The sequence below is a fragment of the Phreatobacter sp. genome, assembly GCF_027532945.1.
GTDB lineage: Bacteria > Pseudomonadota > Alphaproteobacteria > Rhizobiales > Phreatobacteraceae > Phreatobacter.
Window position 1 is genome coordinate 101,687 of sequence record NZ_JAPZTZ010000013.1, and the last position, 19,797, is coordinate 121,483.

22 protein-coding genes are annotated in these 19,797 nt (G+C 68.7%); 11 read left to right on the forward strand and 11 right to left on the reverse strand.

Going from position 1 to position 19,797, the window contains the following annotated elements:
• The first annotated feature begins 42 nt into the window (after positions 1–42).
• The 3 genes from O9344_RS10155 to rsmA are packed head-to-tail and all read left to right on the forward strand — an operon-like array spanning position 43 to position 2,857.
• The gene (locus O9344_RS10155) at positions 43–1,008 is read left to right on the forward strand and encodes a SurA N-terminal domain-containing protein (RefSeq protein WP_298476098.1); all 966 of its coding nucleotides are present in this window, start codon (positions 43–45) and stop codon (positions 1,006–1,008) included.
• A gap of 5 nt (positions 1,009–1,013) precedes the next feature.
• Entirely contained in the window at positions 1,014–2,024 is a 1,011-nt protein-coding gene (gene pdxA / locus O9344_RS10160; RefSeq protein ID WP_298476101.1) for a 4-hydroxythreonine-4-phosphate dehydrogenase PdxA, read from the forward strand.
• Positions 2,021–2,857, forward strand: a complete 837-nt coding sequence (rsmA, locus tag O9344_RS10165; protein WP_298476104.1) for a 16S rRNA (adenine(1518)-N(6)/adenine(1519)-N(6))-dimethyltransferase RsmA — start codon at positions 2,021–2,023, stop codon at positions 2,855–2,857. The genes pdxA and rsmA overlap by 4 nt, the downstream gene beginning before the upstream one ends.
• Before the next feature lie 6 nt (positions 2,858–2,863).
• Here the strand turns inward: rsmA and gmk are convergent, their stop codons facing one another.
• From gmk to fabD, 7 genes are all read right to left on the reverse strand, one after another.
• Positions 2,864–3,535 (reverse strand): guanylate kinase, encoded by a 672-nt coding sequence (gene gmk / locus O9344_RS10170; protein ID WP_298476107.1) that lies wholly within the window; start codon positions 3,533–3,535, stop codon positions 2,864–2,866.
• A gap of 2 nt (positions 3,536–3,537) precedes the next feature.
• Complete coding sequence (locus O9344_RS10175) at positions 3,538–4,425, reverse strand: YicC/YloC family endoribonuclease (RefSeq protein WP_298476109.1); 888 nt, start codon at positions 4,423–4,425, stop codon at positions 3,538–3,540.
• A 71-nt stretch (positions 4,426–4,496) separates the two neighbouring features.
• Positions 4,497–5,702, reverse strand: coding sequence for an endolytic transglycosylase MltG (gene mltG / locus O9344_RS10180; protein WP_298476111.1), 1,206 nt, complete (start codon positions 5,700–5,702; stop codon positions 4,497–4,499).
• Positions 5,703–5,781: 79 nt separating this feature from the next.
• Positions 5,782–7,035 carry a beta-ketoacyl-ACP synthase II gene (gene fabF, locus O9344_RS10185; protein WP_298476336.1) on the reverse strand — a complete coding sequence of 418 codons (1,254 nt, stop codon included), beginning with the start codon at positions 7,033–7,035 and terminating at the stop codon, positions 5,782–5,784.
• 102 nt (positions 7,036–7,137) lie between these two features.
• A complete protein-coding gene (locus O9344_RS10190; RefSeq protein WP_298476114.1) occupies positions 7,138–7,377 on the reverse strand; it encodes an acyl carrier protein in 240 nt (79 codons plus the stop codon).
• Between the two features lie 199 nt (positions 7,378–7,576).
• The gene (fabG, locus tag O9344_RS10195; RefSeq protein ID WP_298476117.1) at positions 7,577–8,314 is read right to left on the reverse strand and encodes a 3-oxoacyl-[acyl-carrier-protein] reductase; all 738 of its coding nucleotides are present in this window, start codon (positions 8,312–8,314) and stop codon (positions 7,577–7,579) included.
• Between the two features lie 23 nt (positions 8,315–8,337).
• On the reverse strand, positions 8,338–9,282 hold the full coding sequence (gene fabD / locus O9344_RS10200; RefSeq protein ID WP_298476120.1) for an ACP S-malonyltransferase: 945 nt from the start codon (positions 9,280–9,282) through the stop codon (positions 8,338–8,340).
• A gap of 178 nt (positions 9,283–9,460) precedes the next feature.
• On the opposite strand from fabD, the gene zigA reads away from it, so the two are divergent.
• Positions 9,461–10,684, forward strand: a complete 1,224-nt coding sequence (gene zigA, locus O9344_RS10205; RefSeq protein ID WP_298476124.1) for a zinc metallochaperone GTPase ZigA — start codon at positions 9,461–9,463, stop codon at positions 10,682–10,684.
• A 14-nt stretch (positions 10,685–10,698) separates the two neighbouring features.
• Here zigA and O9344_RS10210 read toward each other — a convergent pair whose 3' ends face one another.
• A complete protein-coding gene (locus O9344_RS10210) occupies positions 10,699–11,634 on the reverse strand; it encodes a LysR family transcriptional regulator (protein WP_298476127.1) in 936 nt (311 codons plus the stop codon).
• A gap of 77 nt (positions 11,635–11,711) precedes the next feature.
• On the opposite strand from O9344_RS10210, the gene O9344_RS10215 reads away from it, so the two are divergent.
• Positions 11,712–12,653, forward strand: coding sequence for an NAD-dependent epimerase/dehydratase family protein (locus O9344_RS10215; protein ID WP_298476130.1), 942 nt, complete (start codon positions 11,712–11,714; stop codon positions 12,651–12,653).
• Between the two features lie 18 nt (positions 12,654–12,671).
• On the opposite strand, the gene O9344_RS10220 is transcribed toward O9344_RS10215, so the two are convergent.
• Positions 12,672–12,947, reverse strand: coding sequence for a hypothetical protein (locus tag O9344_RS10220; protein WP_298476133.1), 276 nt, complete (start codon positions 12,945–12,947; stop codon positions 12,672–12,674).
• Between the two features lie 75 nt (positions 12,948–13,022).
• On the reverse strand, positions 13,023–13,217 hold the full coding sequence (locus tag O9344_RS10225; protein WP_298476136.1) for a hypothetical protein: 195 nt from the start codon (positions 13,215–13,217) through the stop codon (positions 13,023–13,025).
• 264 nt (positions 13,218–13,481) lie between these two features.
• Here O9344_RS10225 and rpsF point away from each other — a divergent pair, with 264 nt between their 5' ends.
• From rpsF to rplI, 4 genes are all read left to right on the forward strand, one after another.
• Positions 13,482–13,976: a 30S ribosomal protein S6 gene (gene rpsF, locus O9344_RS10230; protein ID WP_298476140.1), complete on the forward strand. Its 495-nt coding sequence runs from the start codon at positions 13,482–13,484 to the stop codon at positions 13,974–13,976.
• Complete coding sequence (gene rpsR / locus O9344_RS10235; protein ID WP_245901832.1) at positions 13,973–14,224, forward strand: 30S ribosomal protein S18; 252 nt, start codon at positions 13,973–13,975, stop codon at positions 14,222–14,224. Before rpsF ends, rpsR begins: the two co-directional genes overlap by 4 nt.
• 133 nt (positions 14,225–14,357) lie before the next feature.
• On the forward strand, positions 14,358–15,302 hold the full coding sequence (locus tag O9344_RS10240) for a DUF2232 domain-containing protein (protein WP_298476150.1): 945 nt from the start codon (positions 14,358–14,360) through the stop codon (positions 15,300–15,302).
• Between the two features lie 28 nt (positions 15,303–15,330).
• Positions 15,331–15,879: a 50S ribosomal protein L9 gene (rplI, locus tag O9344_RS10245; RefSeq protein ID WP_298476153.1), complete on the forward strand. Its 549-nt coding sequence runs from the start codon at positions 15,331–15,333 to the stop codon at positions 15,877–15,879.
• A 129-nt stretch (positions 15,880–16,008) separates the two neighbouring features.
• On the opposite strand, the gene O9344_RS10250 is transcribed toward rplI, so the two are convergent.
• Positions 16,009–16,818 (reverse strand): outer membrane beta-barrel protein, encoded by an 810-nt coding sequence (locus tag O9344_RS10250; protein WP_298476156.1) that lies wholly within the window; start codon positions 16,816–16,818, stop codon positions 16,009–16,011.
• A 368-nt stretch (positions 16,819–17,186) separates the two neighbouring features.
• Between O9344_RS10250 and O9344_RS10255 the strand changes: the two genes are divergently transcribed.
• Positions 17,187–18,680 (forward strand): replicative DNA helicase, encoded by a 1,494-nt coding sequence (locus O9344_RS10255; RefSeq protein ID WP_298476159.1) that lies wholly within the window; start codon positions 17,187–17,189, stop codon positions 18,678–18,680.
• Positions 18,681–18,684: 4 nt separating this feature from the next.
• A complete protein-coding gene (alr, locus tag O9344_RS10260; RefSeq protein ID WP_298476162.1) occupies positions 18,685–19,788 on the forward strand; it encodes an alanine racemase in 1,104 nt (367 codons plus the stop codon).
• Positions 19,789–19,797 lie beyond the last annotated feature (9 nt).

Sequence of the window (19,797 nt, forward strand, 5' to 3'; positions counted from 1 at the left end):
CAGCAGGCTCGTGACCCGTCAACGTCCAAGGAGGCGCCCGCCATGTCGTCCGTGCGACCCTTGCCTTTCCGGCCCCTCGCCATCACCGCCCTTGCCCTGGCGCTCACCGCTGGCATTGGCGCCCCGTCCCCGGCCCGCGCCCAGGAGGGCCGCGTCATCGCGACGATCGGTGGCATCCCGATCACCAGCTTCGACATCCCGCAGCGCCAGCGGCTGCTGCAGATCCGCGAGGGCCGGCCGCATTCCGCCGAGCAGGCGCTCCAGGACCTGATCAACGACCGCATCAAGTTCGCCGAGGCTCGCCGCTTCCGCGTCGAGGCCAACGAGCAGCAGGTCGAGCAGGCTTATGCCCAGGTCGCCCAGCGGTCCGGCATCGATCCGCGCGGCTTCGACGCGGTGCTGCGCTCGCAGGGGATCGAGCCGCGCGTCTACAGGGGCAAGCTGCGCGCTGACCTCTCCTGGTCGAACCTCATCGGCGCCCGGTATGGTCGCACCATCTTCATCACCGATACCCAGCTCGTCGACGCCCTGAACCGGCGCCAGGGCGCCGCCCGCCCGATGAACTACGTGCTGCGGCCGGTGGTGCTGCTGGTGCCAGCCAATGCGCCGCCAGCCGTCGTGCAGCGCCGCATGGGCGAGGCGAATGCCCTGCGCGCCCGTTTCTCCAGCTGCGCCACAGACATGGAGCAGGTTTCGCGCCTGCCGGATTCGGCGTCGCGCGAGCAGTTCCGCCGCCTCGGCTCGGACCTTAGCCCGGCCTTCCGCCAGCTGCTCGACCAGACGGCGGTGGGCAAGCTCACGCCGCCGAGCCGCACCAGCCAGGGCATCGAGATGATCGCCGTCTGCTCCAAGGAGGAGGCGAGCACCAGCGACACCGCCGCGCGCAACCAGGTGCGCGAGGAAATGACCACGGCGGAGATGCGGCGCATCTCCGAGGCCTATCTGGCGCGGCTGCGCCAGAACGCGGTCATCAATTACCGTGACGGCCGCGACGCGCCGCGCCGCTGATCCTGATGCAGCTACCCCTCGCCATCTCCATGGGGGAGCCGGCCGGCATCGGTCCGGACATCGCCCTCATGGCCTGGCGGGACAGGGCGAGCCATCGCCTGCCGCCCTTCTACGTCATCGGTGACGCCGCCCTGATGGAGTCGCGCGCCGCCCGGCTCGGCATCGGCGTGCCGATCGTGCCCTGCCTGCCCGAGGAGACGTACGACACCTTCGCCTTCGGCCTGCCCGTGCTCGACATCGGCGAGGGCATCGACGACCGGCCGGGCCAGGCGACGCCGGAGACCGGCGGCGTGGTGATCGAGGCAATCCGCACCGGCGTCGAGCATATCCGCGCGGGTCGGGCTGGCGCCATCGTCACCGCGCCGATCTCGAAGGCGGTGCTGGCCGCCGCCGGCTTCAGCCATCCCGGTCACACCGAATTCCTCGGCGAGCTCGCCCGCACCTTCCGCGTCGGGCCGGTGCGCCCGGTCATGATGATCTGGAGCGAGAGCCTCGCCGTCGTTCCGGTCACGATCCACATCCCACTCGCGGCCGTGCCAGAGCGGCTGACCACCAATCTCATCGTCGAGACCGGCGCTATCGTCGCCCACGACCTCGTCGCCAGGTTCGGCATCGCGCGCCCGCGCCTCGCAGTCTGCGGCCTCAACCCCCATGCCGGCGAGGGCGGGCTGATCGGCCGCGAGGACATCGAGATCGTCGCCCCCGCCGTCGCCGAGCTCAACCGCATCGGCATCGCGGCCACCGGCCCGCATCCCGCCGATACGCTGTTCCATCCGGCGGCGCGCGAGACCTACGACGCCGTGCTCGGCATGTATCATGACCAGGTGCTGGCGCCGGTGAAGACCATCGCCTTTGACGAGGGCGTCAATATCACGCTGGGCCTGCCCTTCATCCGGACCTCGCCGGACCACGGCACGGCCTATGGGCTCGCCGGCACCGGCACGGCGCGGCCGTCCAGCATGATCCAGGCGATTGCCCTGGCGGGCCGGCTCGCGGCACGGAAGGGTGCGGCTTGAGCGCCATCGATGACCTGCCGCCCCTGCGCGAGGTGATCGCCCGCCACGGGTTGATGGCGAAGAAGGCGCTCGGCCAGAACTTCCTGCTCGACCTCAACCTGACGAGCCGTATCGCACGGGCCTCCGGGCCGCTGGAGGGTGCGACCGTCGTCGAGGTCGGTCCCGGACCCGGCGGCCTCACACGGGCCCTGCTCGCAGGCGGCGCCCGCGTCATCGCCATCGAGCGCGATGCGCGCTGCCTTCCCGCCCTTGCCGAGATCGCGGCCGCCTATCCGGGCCGGCTCGAGGTCATCGAGGGCGATGCGCTGAAGGTGGATTTCGCCGCGCTGGCCGGCGGCGCGCCGGCCCGCATCGTCGCCAACCTGCCCTACAATGTCGGCACCAGCCTGCTCACCGGCTGGCTGACCGGCGAGGCCTGGCCGCCCTGGTATCAGTCGCTGACGCTGATGTTCCAGAAGGAGGTGGCACAGCGCATCGTCGCCCCGCCGGGCGCGGAGGCCTATGGCCGGCTCGGCGTTCTCGCGGGCTGGCGCACGACTGCGAAGATGGTGTTCGACGTCGCCCCGTCAGCCTTCGTGCCGCCGCCGAAGATCACCTCGACCGTGGTGCATCTCGTGCCGCGGCCAGAGCCCCTCGCCTGCCCGGTCAAGGCGCTGGAGCGCGTCACGCTCGCCGCCTTCGGCCAGCGCCGCAAGATGATCCGCCAGAGCCTCAAGGGCCTCGGTCGCGACCCGATGCCGCTGATCGAGGAAGCGGGGCTCGACCCGACCGAGCGGGCGGAGAACCTCACCATCGCCGATTTCTGCAGGCTGGCCCAGCTTACCGCTGGGTGAACGCGGTCAGCTGGGAATACGGCCGTTCCCCAGGATCACGTCGAGATCCCGTCCGAGTTCGGCGATCAGCGCCTCGAGCTTCGGGCGGCGGCGCTGCTTCAGCCGCTCGGCGTGGAGAATGGCGCGCAGCTCGGCGAAGGCGCGGCCGAGATCGTCATTGACCAGGATGTAGTCGAAATCCGCCCAGTGGCCGATCTCGTCGCGCGCCGTGCGCAGGCGCTTGAGGATGGCCGCGTCGTCATCGCTGGCGCGGCGCTTGAGGCGGGCGATCTGCTCGGCGACCGAGGGCGGCAGCAGGAAGACCGTCGCCATGTCCTCGCGCACCATGGCGGCAAGCTGGCGGACACCTGCGACGTCGATGTCGAAGAGCACGTCCTTGCCGGCGGCGAGCGCGTCCTCCACCGCCTTGCGGGGCGTGCCGTAGCAATTGCCGTGGACCTCGGCCCATTCGAGGAGGTCACCCGCCTCGCGCATCCGCTCGAAAGCCGGACGGTCGACGAAGTGGTAGTGGACGCCGTCGATCTCGTCCTTGCGGCGGGCGCGCGTCGTCACCGAGACCGACAGGGCGATCTCCGTCTCCTCCTGCAGGAGCTGGCGCGTCAGGGTCGATTTCCCCGCGCCGGAGGGCGAGGTGAGGATGAGCATGAGGCCGCGGCGGGCCGTGACGGGATCGGCCATGGCTACTCCAGGTTCTGGACCTGCTCGCGGAACTGCTCGACCACCGCCTTGAGCGCGAGACCGGTGGAGGTCAGCGTCACGTCGTTGGACTTCGAGCAGAGCGTGTTGGTCTCGCGGTTGAATTCCTGGGCGAGGAAATCGAGCTTGCGGCCGACCGCGCCGCCACCGGCGAGCAGCTTGCGGGCGGCGGCGACATGGGCGTCGAGCCGGTCCAGCTCCTCGCGGATATCGGCCTTGGAGGCGACCATCAGCGCCTCCTGATGCAGGCGGTCCGGATCGAAATTGCGGCCGGGCTCGAGGAGGGCTGCGATCTGCTCGGCGATACGGGCGCGGATCGTCTCCGGACGGCGGCAGGGATTGTCCTCAGCCTCGGCCTTGAGGGCGGCGATCTCGTCGAGGCGGGCAACAAGCACGGCCTCCAGCGCCCTGCCCTCCTCGCGCCGCATGGCGACGAGACGGGCAAGCGCCGTGTCGAGACCGGTGAGGATGGCGGCGACGAGCGCGGCACGCTCCTCTTCGGTCTCCTCCGCCTCGACCACGTCGATGACGCCCTTGATGGCGAGGAGGCCGTCAATGGCGGGGGCGCGGGCGTCGAGTTTCTCAGCGACAAGGCGGGCGGCCTCGACGACCTGGGCGAGCACCGCTTCGTTGACCCGGACCTCGCTGGTGGCGCCCTCGCGCTTCACGGAGAGTGAGGCGAAGATCGAGCCGCGGGAGACGGCGGCGGCGACGGCCTGGCGGATCGCCGGCTCGGCCGCCTCGATGCTGCCGGGCAGCCGGAGCTTCACGTCGAGGCCCTTGCTGTTGACCGACTTGATCTCCCAGGCCCAGACGGCCGCTCCCGTCACGCCTTCGGCTCGGGCAAAGCCCGTCATGCTGGACAGGGCCATGGAATCCTCTGGCTCAACCGGTCAGCACGGCGTTACGGTCCGGGCGCTCCGCGGTCAAGCGCCGCAGGGCATCAACGCGTCGTGCGCGGCGGCGTCGCGGGTGCAGCGGGAGCCGCGTCGGCTGCAGCCGCCGGCGGCGCGGTGCCGCCGCCAGTGCTCGCCGCCTCGCCGCGTTCGCGCTCGATCCGGCGCCAGTTGGCGACATTGCGGTTGTGCTGCTCCAGCGTCTCGGCGAAGGCGTGGCCGCCGGTGCCGTCGGCGACGAAGAAGATCTCGCGGTGCCGAGCCGGATTGGCGACGGCCTCCATGGCAGCACGGCCGGGATTGCCGATCGGGGTCGGGGGCAGGCCGTCGATCTGATAGGTGTTGTAGGGCGTCAGGCGCTGGATATCGGACTGGCTGATGGGCCGGCCAAGGGCGCCGCGGCCGCCGACAATGCCATAGATGATGGTCGGATCCGACTGCAGGCGCATCGGGCGCGGCAGGGTCAGGCGGTTGATGAAGACGCCGGCGACGCGCGGGCGCTCCTCCGCCTTGCCGGTCTCTTTCTCGACGATAGAGGCGAGCGTGACGAGTTCCTCCGGCGTGCGCAGCGGCAGGTCGGGCCGGCGGCGCGCCCAGATTTCCTGCAGGCGACGCTGCTGCTCGCGGGTCATCATGTCGACGATCTGCTGCCGGGTCGTGCCGCGGGTGAAGCGGTAGGTGTCGGGCAGCAGCGAGCCCTCGCGGGGGATGCGCGCAATTTCGCCGGTGAGCACGTCGTTGTCGCGCAGGCGGCCGACGATCTGCTCGGAGGTCAGGCCCTCGGGAATGGTGACGCGATACTCGATGGCCTTGCCCTCGAGCACGATGGCGAGGGCCTCGGCGGTCGAGGCGCCCTTGGGGAAGAGATACTCGCCCCACTTCAGGTCGCTGCGCACCCCATAGAGCTGGACGGCGGCCGAGAAGAGCAGCGCGCTGTCGATGACGCCGTTGCGCTCCAGCGTCTGGGCGACGGTCTCGGCAGTCGAGCCACGCTCGATGAAGACGGCACGGTCCTGCTGCAGCGGTCCGGGCGCGATGAAGGCCTGGCGGGCATAGAGGAAGGCGGCCATGCCGCCGACCAGCACCACCAGCGCGATGGTGACGATGAGATTGCCGATGACGACCCACTGATTCCGCGCATGGCGCGAGGCCGGCGGCGGCGGCGGGGCCGCTTCCGGCTCAAGGGCCGCCCGGGGCGACTTCATGGCCTGGCGGGGCCCGTTCTGCGGGGCGTTGCCGGGGGTATCGCTCATGTCGCTGCGCTCGGCTCGGGATATCGCATCACCGGGGTGAGTGATGCGCAGGGAATGTGGCGAAAGGCGGGTTTCCGCCTTATGCCGCGGCCCGGAAGATGACCGAGGCGTTGGTGCCGCCAAAGCCGAAGGAGTTCGACAGCACGGTCTCGATCGACCGCTTGCGCGCCGCATGCGGCACGAGGTCGATCGCGGTCTCGACGGCGGGATTGTCGAGGTTCAGCGTCGGCGGTGCGACCTGGTCGCGGATGGCGAGGATGGAGAAGATCGCCTCCACCGCGCCGGCGGCACCGAGGAGATGGCCGATCGACGACTTGGTCGAGGACATGGAGATCTTCGAGGCGGCATTGCCGACCAGGCGCTCGACGGCGCCGAGTTCGATGCCGTCGGCCATGGTCGAGGTGCCGTGGGCGTTGATGTAATCGATGTCGGCGGCGGTGATGCCGGCGCGCTTGATGGCCGCGGACATGCAGCGATAGGCGCCGTCGCCATCCTCGGACGGGGCGGTGATGTGATGGGCATCGCCCGACAGGCCGTAGCCGATGACCTCGGCATAGATCTTCGCGCCGCGCGCCTTGGCGTGCTCGTATTCCTCCAGCACGACCATGCCAGCGCCCTCGCCCATGACGAAGCCGTCGCGGTCGCGGTCATAGGGACGCGAGGCGCGGGTCGGCTCGTCGTTGAAGGTGGTGCAAAGCGCGCGGCAGGCGGCAAAGCCGGCGAGCGAGAGGCGGCTGATCGGCGATTCGGTACCGCCGGCCACCATGACATCGGCATCGCCAAAGGCGACGAGGCGGGCGGCGTCGCCAATGGCATGGGCGCCCGTGGAGCAGGCGGTGACCACCGCGTGGTTCGGGCCCTTCAGGCCGTGGGCGATGGAGACATAGCCGCCGGCGAGGTTGATGAGGCGGCCGGGGATGAAGAAGGGCGAGATGCGGCGCGGACCCTTGTCGCGCAGGATGAGGGCGGCTTCCGCGATGCCGTCAATGCCGCCGATGCCAGAGCCGATGAGGACGCCGGTGGTGTTCTGCTCGTCGGAGGTCTTCGGGTGCCAGCCGGCATCGTCGAGAGCCTGCTTGGCGGCGCACATGGCGAAGACGATGAACTCGTCGACCTTGCGCTGCTCCTTCGGCTCCATCCAGTCGTCGGGATTGAAGGCGCCGGCGCCCTCGCGGGGGATCTGGCAGGCGATCTTGGCGGCGATGTCGGAGACGTCGAAATGCTCGACCTTCTTGGCGCCGCTCTCACCCTTGATCAGCCGCGACCAGGTTTCCTCGACACCGCAGCCGAGCGGGGTCAGGAGCCCCATGCCGGTCACAACCACCCGCCGCATCATCATGCCACCCCGTTTTCCGCCCCGGTGAAAGAAAAGCCGGAGACGCTCTCAGCTCCCCGGCCCTTCGGTCGTCACAATCGATGTCGACTGTCGCTCAGATCAGGCGTTGGTCGCCTTGTCGAGGAACTTGATCGCGTCGCCGACGGTCAGGATCGTCTCGGCGGCGTCGTCCGGGATCTCGACGCCGAACTCCTCCTCGAACGCCATCACGAGCTCGACGGTGTCGAGGCTGTCCGCCCCGAGGTCGTCGATGAAGCTCGCGGTGGGGACGACCTTCTCGGCCTCGACGCCGAGCTGTTCCACGACGATCTTCTTCACGCGTTCAGCGGTATCGCTCATTGAATTATCCTCGTTTCATCCGATGGTGAGCCACCGCTCTCGATCGGATGCGGTGTGCGGCTGTCGTATGGTGTGCAGGTGGCGTGCCGCTCCGCCGTGAATTCCGGATCGTCTGGGAAGCCCCCCTGCCGAACCCAAGGCTCTCTATCACAGGCCCAAGGGTTTTGCCAGCGGGTGCCCCCAAACGTCAAAAGCTCAATCAGATCATAGCCATACCGCCATTCACATGAAGTGTCTGGCCGGTGACGTAGGCAGCCTCTTCCGAGGCCAGATAGACGGCGGCGGCGGCGATTTCCGCGGCGCGGCCAAGACGGCCAGCGGGCACGCGCGAGAGGATCGTCTCCTTCTGCTTGTCGTTCAGCACGTCGGTCATCGCCGTCTCGATGAAGCCGGGAGCAAGGCAGTTCACCGTGACGTTGCGGCTCGCGACCTCGGCGGCGAGCGACTTCGACATGCCGATCATGCCGGCCTTGGAGGCGGCGTAGTTGCCCTGGCCTGGATTGCCAGTCACGCCGACCACCGAGGTGATGGAGATGATGCGGCCCCAGCGCTTGCGCATCATCAGCTTGGCGGCGGCGCGGGTCAGGCGGAACGTCGCCGTGAGGTTCACCGCGATGACCTGGTCCCACTCCTCGTCCTTCATGCGGATGAAGAGGTTGTCGCGGGTGATGCCGGCATTGTTGACGAGGATGTCGAGGCCTCCCATGGCCTTTTCCGCTGTTGGCACCAGAGCCTCGACCTCCTCGATGGAGGACAGGTTGGTCGGCACGACATGGGCGCGCTCGCCGAGCTTGCCGGCAAATTCCTCCAGCTTCTCGCGCCGGGTGCCGGAGAGGGCGACGGTCGCGCCGCGCGCATGCAGCGCCTCGGCGATGGCGCCGCCGATGCCGCCCGTGGCGCCGGTGACGAGGGCGGTCTTGCCGGTGAGGTCGAACATGATCCTGGCTCCGTGAAGGGCGGTCAGCCGCGCGCGGCCTTGAAGGCGGCGACGTCGTCGGGCGTGCCGATGGCGGTGCCGGTGGCGCCGTCGGCAATGCGCTTGACGAGGCCGGAGAGCACCTTGCCCGACCCGATCTCGTAGAAGGTGGTGACGCCGGCCCCGGCCATGGTGGCAACGCATTCACGCCAGCGCACCGTTCCGGTGACCTGTTCGACCAGACGGCGGACGATCTCGGCCGGATCGGTGATGGGCGCCGCCAGCACGTTGGCGACGACAGGAACGGCGGGGGCGCGAACCTCGACCTTGGCGAGGGCCTCGGCCATGGCATCGGCGGCCGGCTGCATCAGCGCGCAGTGGAACGGCGCGGAGACGGGCAAGGGAATGGCGCGCTTGGCGCCCTTGGCCTTGGCGAGTTCGCAGGCCCGCTCCACGGCCGCCTTGTGGCCGGAGATGACGACCTGGCCACCGCCATTGTCGTTGGCGGCCTGGCACACTTCGCCCTGCGCGGCCTCGGCGGCCACCGCCGCCACGGCATCGAACTCAAGGCCGAGAATGGCGGCCATGGCGCCGGTGCCGACCGGGGTGGCGGCCTGCATGGCGTTGCCGCGGATGCGCAGGAGCCGCGCCGCATCGGCGATGGAGAAGGTGCCGGCGGCGGCGAGCGCGGAATACTCACCGAGCGAGTGGCCGGCGACGAAGGCGGCGTCACGCTTCAGGTCGAGACCGGCCTCGGCTTCCAGCACGCGGATGGTGGCGAGCGAGACGGCCATCAGCGCCGGCTGGGCATTCTGGGTGAGGGTGAGGGTCTCGACCGGCCCGTCCCACATGATCGCGGAGAGCTTCTCGCCGAGGGCGGCGTCGACTTCGTCGAAAACCGCGCGGGCGACGGGGAAGGCTTCGGCAAGGGCCTTGCCCATGCCGACGGCCTGGCTGCCCTGGCCGGGAAAGGTGAATGCGGCTGACATGGACCGGTCCTCGCGACGCCCTTCAGACAAGGTGCGCGGGACTGGCATCGGGGCGCGCCGGAGTCAAGCGATGGGCCCGGTTTCCACGCCGAACAGCCGTGGAGAAGCCGATGGGGCGCTTGCCAAGCCCGCCCCGCACCCATAATGTTATGTTGTAACATTACTCATGAGACGCCGAATGTCGCGCGAGCACCGCCTCCCCGTCACCGTCCTCTCCGGCTTCCTCGGCGCCGGCAAGACGACGCTGCTGAACCACATCCTCAACAATCGCGAGGGTCGGAGGGTGGCCGTCATCGTCAATGACATGTCGGAGGTGAACATCGACGCAGACCTGGTGCGGGATGGCGGCGCCAACCTGTCGCGAACGGAGGAGACACTGGTCGAAATGACCAATGGCTGCATCTGCTGCACGTTGCGCGACGACCTTCTGACCGAGGTTCGTCGCCTCGCAGCCGAAGGACGTTTCGATTACCTGCTGATCGAGGGGACCGGGATCGCCGAGCCGCTGCCGATCGCGGCGACATTCTCGTTCCGCGATGAGGAGGGCCGCGCGCTTGAGGATGTGGCGCGGCTCGACACGATGGTGACGGTCGTCGATGCCATCAACCTTGTGAGGGATTTCGGCAGCCGCGATGTCCTCTCCGACCGCGGCGAGACGGCGGGTGATGGCGACTTGCGAACGCTGGCCGACCTGCTGACCGACCAGATCGAGTTTGCGGACGTTGTGATCGTCAACAAGGTCTCGGACGTCACGCCCCATCAACGCGACCTCGTGCTCAAGGTCGTGCGTGCCCTCAATCCTGACGCCCGCGTGATCGAGACCGACTTCGCCAAGGTGGATCTGGACGCGGTTCTCGACACCGGCCACTTCGACCACGAGAAGGCCGAGACGCATCCGCTCTGGGCCAAGGAACTCTACGGCTTCAAGGATCACGTGCCGGAAACGGAGGAATACGGCATCTCGTCCTTCGTCTACCGGGCGGCGCGGCCCTTCGACCCCCTCGCCTTCGACGCCTTCCTCAAGCGGACCTGGCCGGGCCTGATCCGCGCCAAGGGACATTTCTGGCTGGCGACCCGGCCGAACTGGTGCGGCGAGCTGTCGATCGCCGGGGCGGTCTGCCGGACCTCGGCCATGGGCTTCTGGTGGATCGCCGTGCCCAAGGCGCGCTGGCCGCAATCGGAGGAATGGCGCGAGATGGTCAAGCGCCACTGGCACCCCGTCTATGGCGACCGGCGGCAGGAACTCGTCTTCATCGGGACAGGCATGGATGAGGTCGCGATGCGGTCCGCGCTCGACGCCTGCCTGCTGGGGCGCGCCTCGTCGACGCGGTTCGATGCGGACGCTTTCGCCGGACTGCCGGACCCCTTCCCGGCCTGGCGGCGCGAGGCCGAGGCCGCCTGAGCCGGCACCTGCCGTCAGGCCGTCGCTGCCGCCTCGTGGTGAAGCGTTGCAGCGACGTCGCGGATGAGGCCGCGCAGCCAGACCAACAGGCGGTCGCCGGCACGCAGGTGCGACCAGACCAGCGTGATGGTCATGGCCGTTTCGGGCAGCGGCGGCTCGCGCAGGACGAGGCCAAAGGGCGCAGCGAAGCGTGACGCGAAGGCATGGGAAAGAGTCGAGACCAGATCGGTCGCGGCCACCGCCGCCAGCGCCGCGGTGAAATGCGGCGTCACCACCGCGATTCGCCGGCTGATACCCGAGGCGGCAAGCGCCGCGTCAAGATCTGACAGGCCGTCGCCAAGAATGGCGATGCCAGCATGATCCACCACCGCATAGTCGGCGATGCTGAGCGGCATGTCGGCGAGCGGATGGCCACGTCGCATGACCATCACGAGCCGGTCCTGGGCGATGGCCTCGCTGCGCGCCCCCGGCGGCAGGGGCGTCGTCGCCAGCGCGAAGGCAAGATCGAGCCGGCCGGCCGCCATGCGCGGGATCATGTCCGCGGAATAAGGGACGAGGTGCAGGTCAAGGCCGGGGGCTTCTCGGGCAAGCCGCGCCATCACGGCGGGCATCAGGAGGATCGCCTGCGTATCGGAGCAGGCGATGCGCACGGTGCTGCGCGCCCCGGCAGGATCGAAGGCGGGTGGATGAAGCAGGCCGCGCAGGTCCTCCAGCGCCGCGCCCAGAGCCGGCAGCAGGTCCCGTGACCTCGGCGTCAGGACATAGCCGGCGCCGGTGCGCACCAGCAGCGGATCGCCGAGCAGGTGGCGCAGGCGCGCCAACGTCCGGCTCATGGCCGGCTGGCTCAGGCCCACCTCCGCCGCGGCATAGGTGACATTGCGCAGCCGGAGCAAGGCCTCGAGAGGCGGAAGAAGATTGAGATCGATACCAGCTAAATTCGTGTCGCGCATAATGATGATGATAACAATGCATTTTCGTCATGACCAGCGCCGGACTACCTTTTGCCCATCGCAAAAGGAGAACGGTGATGGGCGAGGCGATCGTGGTGTTTGGTTATGGGCCGGTGGGACGGGCGACGGTGGAGCGGCTCGTCGCCGAGGGGCGCAACGTCACTGTCGCGCAGCGGCGGCGGCCAAATGACCTGGCGGCGGTGGTGCGCTTCGTCGGTTGCGACGTGCTTGACGGGGCGCAAGTGGCGGGGGCCGTGGCCGGCGCCTCCGAGATCGTCGTCGCCATCGGTTTCGCCTATGATGGGGCCGTCTGGCGCCGCTCGTGGCCGGCCGCCATGGCGAACCTGCTCCATGCCTGCGAGGCGGCCGGCGCGCGCATGGTGTTCCTCGACAATCTCTACATGTACGGACCGCAGGACCATCCCCTGACCGAGGCGACGCCGCTTACGACCATTGGCGCCAAACCGGCGGTGCGGGCCGACCTCACGCGGCAGTGGATGGCCGCTGCCGGTCGCGTGCGGGTGGCGGCATTGCGGGCGCCCGACTTCTATGGGCCGGGGGTCGGCCTGTCCCATCTCGGCGATGTCGGCTTCGGCGCCATCGCGCGCGGCCGGCGCGCGGTTCTCATCTCGCCGCCCGACATGCCTCACGACTTCGCCTATGTGCCGGACATCGGCCGTGCGGTGGTGACGCTGCTGGAGGCGCCGGACGATGCCTACGGGCAGGCTTGGCACATGCCCTGCGCGCCCACGACGACGCCGCGACGGATCCTCGAAACCGGCGCCAGGGCCATCGGCGCGACGGCGCGCGTCAGCGCGGTACCCCTATGGGCCTTGCCGGCGCTTGGCCTCGCGGTGCCCTCCCTGCGGGGGATGGTCGAGATGCGTTTCCAGTGGGACAGGCCCTACCGGGTCGATGCCAGCAAGTTCACAGCGCGATTCTGGGCGGACGTGACGCCGTTCGAGGTGGGCGCTGCGCAGACAGCGCAGGCATTCCGGGACGGGGTCGGGCGCGGCTGATACCGCGCCGACGCCGCCTCAGTGCCCGGGACGATCGGTAATCATGACAACAAGCTCTTCGCCTTCGAAACAGACGATCTCGGTGGCGCCGACCGGCGTCTCAGGCTCCGGCAAATCCATGTCGCCGCGGGCGATGGCGGCAACCAGGGCCCGGCCGAGCGAGCGGCGGGCGCCGTCATCTTCCGCGAAAACGCCAAGCTCCTCGCAGGTCCTGGCGAACTTGCGCTTCATCCGGGTGACATCCTCGCCGGTGAAGAGGCAGGCGGGAGCGGCAGTGTGGACGACAGGCGACATGGTGACCCTCCCGGTTTCGACGTCAACGCGATCTGTTGCAGAATGTTGCAATGGATCACGGCGAAATTGGGTCGGTCATCCGGCCTGACTGTAGCGCTTCACGGGTTTCGGCGGGGCGCCGCGGGTGAGGTTCTCGGCATCGGGACCGTTCTCGAAGGTCCCGCCGCCACGCTCATCGCCGCCGGCGCGATCCTCGCCGGCATTGCCGCCGCGACCCCGGTCTTCGGGATAGCCCGGGTCGAGCGGCGTCGTGGGTTTCGATGCGGTCATGGCGTCCTCCCCGTTCCGGTGCCATGACAACCGCGCGGTGCAGCGGCAGTTCCGGACCCTCGGGCTTGAATCCTCGCGACTTTCGCGTATAAGGCCGCCTTCGCTTTCGTCGGCCGGTGGCTGAACGGACGGCAGGTCAACCTGCAGGCGGGTTTCAAGCCCCTCCGTCGTCCGGTGTCTCCGCCTTCGAGAAACTGTCGGGCCTGTCCAGGCTCGGGGGGCTTCGCGCCGCTGAAAGCGTCACTCGAACCGGAGACAGGCCGAATGCCTCTCTATGAACATGTGTTCCTGGCGCGCCAGGACGTGACCTCTCAGCAGGCGGAAGCGCTTGCCGAGCAGTACAAGGGCGTCATCGAAGCCAATGGCGGCTCGGTGGCCAAGGTCGAGCCCTGGGGTCTGAAGTCGATCGCCTTCCGCATCCGGAAGAACCGCAAGGCCCACTACACCCTGATGAACATCAACGCCCCCTCGGCCGCCGTGGTCGAGATGGAGCGCCAGATGGCGATCAACGAGGACATCCTGCGCTTCATGACCGTGAAGGTCGAGGAGCTCGAGGAGGCCCCGTCCGCCATGCTGCAGAAGCGTGACCGCGACGAGCGCGGCGAGCGTGGCTTTGGCGATCGCGGCTTCGGCGGCGGTGGCGGCCGTGACCGCGGCTTCGGCGGCGGCGCGGGTGGTGGTGGCGGTGGCCGCCGTTTCCGCGACCGTGACGGTGGCGACATCGAGACCGGCGCCGACGCCGAGCAGACGGAGGAGTGAGCATGTCAGCCGCAGCCGGTGGCGCCCGTCGCCCGTTTTTCCGTCGTCGCAAGACCTGCCCGTTCTCCGGCCCGAACGCGCCGAAGATCGACTACAAGGACGTCCGTCTCCTGCAGCGCTACATTTCCGAGCGCGGCAAGATCGTCCCGTCCCGCATCACCGCCGTTTCGGCCAAGAAGCAGCGCGAGCTCGCCCAGGCGATCAAGCGCGCCCGCTTCCTCGGCCTGCTGCCCTACGTGATCAAGTGACGTGCCTCCGGGGCGGCGGGCCAAACCGCCGCTCCGGAACCTTCTTCTGATGATCGTCGGCCACGTGGGACTCCTGCGGCGGCTGAAGCTGGGGCGGCGCCCCTAACCCTCACAACGAGCGGGACAGCTGACGATGGGACCGACCCTCGCCATCTCCTTCGGGGCAGGCCTTGCCTCCGCGCTCCTCTTCGCGACGCTCGCGTCGGGGAGCCCGCTGGCGCTCATCCTGTTTTACTTTGCCGCCCTGCCCGTCCTCATCGCCGGCCTCGGCTGGGGCCATTATGCCGGCGCCTTCGCCGCGGCGATCGGCGCGCTCGCCCTGTCGCTGGCGCTGCGCTCGCAGTTCGGCCTGTTCTTCTTCTTCTCCGTCGGTCTTCCCGCCTGGATCCTGTCCTACGCCGTCCTCGCGTGGCAGCCCGGTGCTGACCCCGAGGACCCCGAGCAGGCGGTGTGGATCTCGCCCGGGCAGATCCTCTCGCTCATCGGCATCGGCGCTGTCGCCCTCACGCTTTTCGGCATCATCGCTCTCTATGGCTTCGACTTCGACGCCTTCCAGGCCGCCATCCGCGAGGCGATCACCCGGACGCTCGCCCAGATGCGCCTCGGCGAGGGCGACCGCGAAGCGCTGATCCGGCTCATGGCCGCTGCCGTGCCGGTGGCGGGAGCGGTGGTCTGGACCTTCGTCACCACCATCAACCTCTATTTCGCCGGCCGCATCGTGCGGGCCTCCGGCAGGCTTGTCCGTCCCTGGCCGGACCTGCCGTCGCTGAAGCTGCCGAAATGGACCGCGGTGGCACTGCTCGTGGGCTCCATCGGCTCCTTCGCCGGCGGTTTTCCCGGGCAGATCGCCGCGATCGTTCTTGCCGTCAGCCTCGCCGTTTACGCATTGCAGGGCTTTGCCCTGGCTCACGACATCACCCGCGGCTGGGGCATGCGCGGCTTCGCGCTCGGCCTGCTCTACGCCCTCACCTTCGTCATCGGCTGGCCGATGATCTTCGTGGCGCTCGCCGGCCTCGCTGACGTGCTCTTCGACATCCGCGCGCGGCGCCAGCCGCCCGCTCCCCCTACCCCGCTCTGACATTCAACGAACCAACGGAGTACCCACCATGCAGGTCATCCTTCTCGAGCGCGTCGCCAAGCTCGGCTATATGGGCGAAGTCGTCGACGTGAAGCCGGGCTATGCCCGCAACTTCCTCCTGCCCAAGGGCAAGGCGCTGCGCGCCACCGAGGCCAACCGCAAGAATTTCGACGCCATGAAGGCCCAGCTCGAGGCGCGCAACCTCGAGCTCAAGAAGGACGCCGAGGCGGTCGCCGCCGAGCTCGACGGCACCTCCTACACCCTGATCCGCCAGGCCGGTGAGACCGGCCAGCTCTACGGCTCGGTCTCAGCCCGCGACCTGTCGGACGCCATCACTGCCGCCCGCATCACCGTGTCGCGCGCCATGATCCAGCTCGACACCCCGATCAAGGCGATCGGCCTGCACAAGGTCATCGTCTCGCTGCACCCGGAGGTCGAAGCGACCATCACCGTCAACGTCGCCCGCTCCGCCGGCGAGGCCGAGCGTCAGGCGCATGGCGAGGACCTCACCCAGCGCGCCGACGAGCCGACCTTCGAGACCTTCAACCCGGAAGAGTTCGGCGACGCCGAGGCCTGATCGACGGCCAAGCCGCCTGGACCTCCAGGCGGCCTCCCCTCCTCCACGGCACAGCAAAAAGCCCGGTCTCGCGACCGGGCTTTTTCATGCGGGGATGATGGAAGGCGGGGGCTCGCCCCGCCCTCGCGATCAGTAGCGGGCAATGACCGGGGCGAGCGGCATGGCCGGGGCGCCGAAGAGGTAGCTCACGCCGACACGGACCGCGTGGGTCTCGACACGGTTGTTGATGTCGGAGGAGTTGACGTCGATCGAGCAGCGATCCGTCGCCAAGCAGGTGCGCGAGCCGTAGTTGGTGTAGCGATACTCGGCGCGAACCGACCAGTTGTAATTGAACTTGTGCTCGAAGCCGGCACCGACAGTCCAGCCCCAGCGGACCGCCGAATAGCGCACGATGTGGTTGGCACCGTTGATGCAGTCGTCGATCACGGTGCAGACCGTCATGTTGGCGAAAGCCAGACCGCCGGTCAGGTACATCAGCGTCTTGTGGTGCACGAAGCCGACGCGGCCACGCAGCGAACCCTGCCAGTTCAGACCGACACGCTGCTGGTAGCTGTTGCCCGCCACGCCACCGGAATAGGCGACGTTGCCGTTATACCAGGGCGAGGTGATCTTGGCCTGAGGGCCGTCGAAATCGAACTCCGCACCGATCAAGAAGTGGCCGAACAGACGCTGCAGACCGACGTGCAGACCGTAGGAGAAACGGGTGCCGGCATAGTCGTAGTGGAAATCAGGAAAGTTCGGATTTGCGGCCCCGAGCGCGTCGGAATGATAGCCGGAGTTCCGGATGATCTGCATGCCGACGGTGCCGCCGGCATAGACGCCGCTCCACTTGTCGACGTGATAGTCGGGAGCGATGACTTCCGAGCCGCGAAGGGGAGGCGGGCCCAGGTCCGCAGCCCCGGCCATGCCGGTCGTCAGGAGAACCGCGGCAGCGGCCATGGGTAATGCAACACGCTTGAACATGGGAGCGCCCCTTGGAAATGATCGATTCACCGCACTTGCGGATGGGGCAAGGGATCGCATGTTAATCTTACCACCAGGTTTCCGCGGATGATAAAGTAAACCGATGGTTGTCGTCTTTCGCTGTGCCGGTTCTGCTTTGCGACGACTGTGTCGTGGCGGCCACATCGGGGGTGGCGCGGGCGACGCCGGACCGCCGCCCGGAGTCAAGCGGAGATCGCGACGAGCGACCTGCTGCCATGGGATTGGTGTGGACAGCGGGACCTTGCCATCATGGCCCCGTGATGATTCCCCATCCGGCTGCTAGCCATGGGACATCCCACAGCCGCGACCGCAAAGAAGCTCCCATGTCCGCCCTGCCCGTCCTGAAGCCCGTCGCACCGAACGACCTGCCGTTCCGCCAGGCGCCGCACAACATCGAGGCGGAGCAGGCGCTGCTGGGCGCCATCCTCGTCAACAACGAGGCCTTCTACCGGATCTCGGACTTCCTCGAAGCGAAGCACTATTTCGACCCGCTGCACCAGAAAATCCACGAGATCGCCGCCCAGCTGATCCGCGCCGGCAAGATCGCCACCCCGGTGACGCTGAAGACCTTCCTCAACGATCCGACCATCGACGTCGGCGGCATGACCGTGGCGCAGTATCTGGCGCGCCTGGCCGCGGAAGCGACGACCATCATCAACGCCGAGGATTATGGCCGCGCCATCTACGACCTCGCCATCCGCCGCAACCTGATCGTCATCGGCGAGGGCATGGTCAACGTCGCCTATGACGCGCCGGTCGACATGCCGCCGCGCGCCCAGATCGAGGACGCCGAGAAGAACCTGTTCGAGCTCGCCGAGACCGGCCGCTACGATGGCGGTTTCCGCCGCTTCACCGATGCCATGGCCCGCGCCCTCGACATGGCGGCGGCGGCCTACCAGCGGGACGGCAAGCTGTCGGGCATCTCGACCGGCCTGCGCGACCTCGACCAGCGGCTCGGTGGCCTGCAGCCCTCCGATCTCGTGATCCTCGCCGGCCGTCCGGGCATGGGCAAGACTGCGCTCGCGACCAACATCGCCTTCAACATCGCCAAGGCCTACCGCTTCGATGTCGAGCCGGACGGCAGCCACAAGACGACGAATGGCGGCATTGTCGGCTTCTTCTCCCTCGAAATGAGCGCCGACCAGCTCGCCACGCGTATCGTCGCCGAGCAAGCAGCCATCCCATCCTACAAAATCCGCCGCGGCGACATGCGGGAAGACGAGTTCTACAAGCTGACCCAGGCGGCGCAGGAGATCCAGGCGCTGCCGCTCTACATCGACGACACCGGCGGCCTGTCCATCGTCCAGCTCGCAGCCCGCGCCCGCCGCCTCAAGCGCCAGCGCGGCCTCGACTTCATGGTCGTCGACTATCTCCAGCTGCTGTCGGGCGGCGCCCGCAAGGGCGAGAACCGCGTGCAGGAGCTGACCGAGATCACCACCGGCCTCAAGGCGCTCGCCAAGGAGCTGAACGTACCGATCATGGCGCTCTCGCAGCTCTCCCGTCAGGTGGAGAACCGCGACGACAAGCGCCCGCAGCTCTCCGACCTGCGCGAATCCGGCTCCATCGAGCAGGACGCCGACGCCGTCATGTTCGTGTTCCGCGAGGAATATTACCTCAAGAACAAGGAGCCGAAGCCCGGCACCGAGGAGCACCTGAAGTGGCAGACCGACATGGCGCAGGTCCATGGCCGGGCCGAGGTCATCATCGGCAAGCAGCGTCACGGTCCGACCGGCACGGTCATGCTGCAGTTCGAGGATTCGGTGACGCGCTTCTCCGATCTCGCCGAGGGCGACGCCCTGCCCGAGCGCTTCGAGTAAGCCGATGAGCATCCCCGTCAGCGAGGCCGGCGCGGTCCTCACCATCGACCTCGGCGCCCTCGCCCGGAACTGGCGGGCCCTCGCCGCCATGGGCCCGGGGGCGGAATGCGGCGCGGTGGTGAAGGCCGATGCCTATGGTCTCGGCATCGAGCGGGCCGGCCCGGCGCTGGCGGCGGCCGGTTGCCGCACCTTCTTTGTCGCCCACCTGTCGGAGGCGCGGCGCCTGCGCACGGCGGTGCCGGCGGCGACCATCTACGTGCTGAACGGCCTCTTCGGCGAGGCCATCGACACCTATTCGGCGCTGGACCTCAGGCCCGTGCTCGGTAGCCGCGAGGATGTCGAGCACTTCGCCACCTTCTGCGACACCGTCGGGCGGCGGCTGCCGGCGGCGGTCCATATCGACACCGGCATGAACCGGCTGGGCCTCGACCTCGCCGAGGCGGCGCTCCTCGCCGAGCCCGGCACGGCCGCCCTCGCCTTCGAGCCGACGCTGCTGATGAGCCATTTCGCCTGCGCCGATACGCCCGGTCATCCGCTCACCGCCCGCCAGATCGACCGCTTCGGCCAGTTGCGCGGCCTGTTCCCCGGCATTCCCGGCTCGCTCGCCAATTCCGCCGGCTGCACCCTGCCCGCAGCGCGCCACGACCTCCTGCGTCCAGGCGTAGCGCTCTATGGCGCGCGCTTCGTCGCCGACCGCGACCCGCTGGAACCGGTCGTGCGCCTCGACGCGCCGATCGTCCAGGTGCGCGGCCTGCGCACCGGCTACACGGTCGGCTATGGCGCGGCATGGACCGCGCCGCGGCCGAGCCGCATCGCCGTGCTGTCGGTCGGCTATGCTGACGGCTACCTGCGGCAGGCCGGCTCGACCGACCGCAAGACCGGCGCGCCGGTGCGGGTGAATGGCGTGCTCTGCCCCCTCGCCGGCCGTGTCTCCATGGACCTCGTCGCCGTTGATGTCACCGATGCCGGCGGTGTCGCGGCAGGCGATACGGCCACCCTTCTTGGCGACGGGATCGGCGTCGATGACGTGGCCGAGGCCGCCGGGACCATCGGCTACGAGATCCTGACCAGCCTCGGGCGGCGCTACCACCGCCGCTACCTCGACTGAGCGGGCTGA

Excerpts from the sequence above, each read along its gene's own strand:
- O9344_RS10155 (WP_298476098.1), top strand. The coding sequence starts at position 43 with ATGTCGTCCGTGCGACCCTTGCCTTTCCGGCCCCTCGCCATCACCGCC.
- pdxA (WP_298476101.1), top strand. The coding sequence starts at position 1,014 with ATGCAGCTACCCCTCGCCATCTCCATGGGGGAGCCGGCCGGCATCGGT.
- gmk (WP_298476107.1), bottom strand. The coding sequence starts at position 3,535 with ATGGCCGATCCCGTCACGGCCCGCCGCGGCCTCATGCTCATCCTCACC.
- O9344_RS10175 (WP_298476109.1), bottom strand. The coding sequence starts at position 4,425 with ATGGCCCTGTCCAGCATGACGGGCTTTGCCCGAGCCGAAGGCGTGACG.
- mltG (WP_298476111.1), bottom strand. The coding sequence starts at position 5,702 with ATGAGCGATACCCCCGGCAACGCCCCGCAGAACGGGCCCCGCCAGGCC.
- fabF (WP_298476336.1), bottom strand. The coding sequence starts at position 7,035 with ATGCGGCGGGTGGTTGTGACCGGCATGGGGCTCCTGACCCCGCTCGGC.
- O9344_RS10190 (WP_298476114.1), bottom strand. The coding sequence starts at position 7,377 with ATGAGCGATACCGCTGAACGCGTGAAGAAGATCGTCGTGGAACAGCTC.
- fabG (WP_298476117.1), bottom strand. The coding sequence starts at position 8,314 with ATGTTCGACCTCACCGGCAAGACCGCCCTCGTCACCGGCGCCACGGGC.
- fabD (WP_298476120.1), bottom strand. The coding sequence starts at position 9,282 with ATGTCAGCCGCATTCACCTTTCCCGGCCAGGGCAGCCAGGCCGTCGGC.
- zigA (WP_298476124.1), top strand. The coding sequence starts at position 9,461 with ATGTCGCGCGAGCACCGCCTCCCCGTCACCGTCCTCTCCGGCTTCCTC.
- O9344_RS10210 (WP_298476127.1), bottom strand. The coding sequence starts at position 11,634 with ATGCGCGACACGAATTTAGCTGGTATCGATCTCAATCTTCTTCCGCCT.
- O9344_RS10215 (WP_298476130.1), top strand. The coding sequence starts at position 11,712 with ATGGGCGAGGCGATCGTGGTGTTTGGTTATGGGCCGGTGGGACGGGCG.
- O9344_RS10220 (WP_298476133.1), bottom strand. The coding sequence starts at position 12,947 with ATGTCGCCTGTCGTCCACACTGCCGCTCCCGCCTGCCTCTTCACCGGC.
- O9344_RS10225 (WP_298476136.1), bottom strand. The coding sequence starts at position 13,217 with ATGACCGCATCGAAACCCACGACGCCGCTCGACCCGGGCTATCCCGAA.
- rpsF (WP_298476140.1), top strand. The coding sequence starts at position 13,482 with ATGCCTCTCTATGAACATGTGTTCCTGGCGCGCCAGGACGTGACCTCT.
- O9344_RS10240 (WP_298476150.1), top strand. The coding sequence starts at position 14,358 with ATGGGACCGACCCTCGCCATCTCCTTCGGGGCAGGCCTTGCCTCCGCG.
- rplI (WP_298476153.1), top strand. The coding sequence starts at position 15,331 with ATGCAGGTCATCCTTCTCGAGCGCGTCGCCAAGCTCGGCTATATGGGC.
- O9344_RS10250 (WP_298476156.1), bottom strand. The coding sequence starts at position 16,818 with ATGGCCGCTGCCGCGGTTCTCCTGACGACCGGCATGGCCGGGGCTGCG.
- O9344_RS10255 (WP_298476159.1), top strand. The coding sequence starts at position 17,187 with ATGTCCGCCCTGCCCGTCCTGAAGCCCGTCGCACCGAACGACCTGCCG.
- alr (WP_298476162.1), top strand. The coding sequence starts at position 18,685 with ATGAGCATCCCCGTCAGCGAGGCCGGCGCGGTCCTCACCATCGACCTC.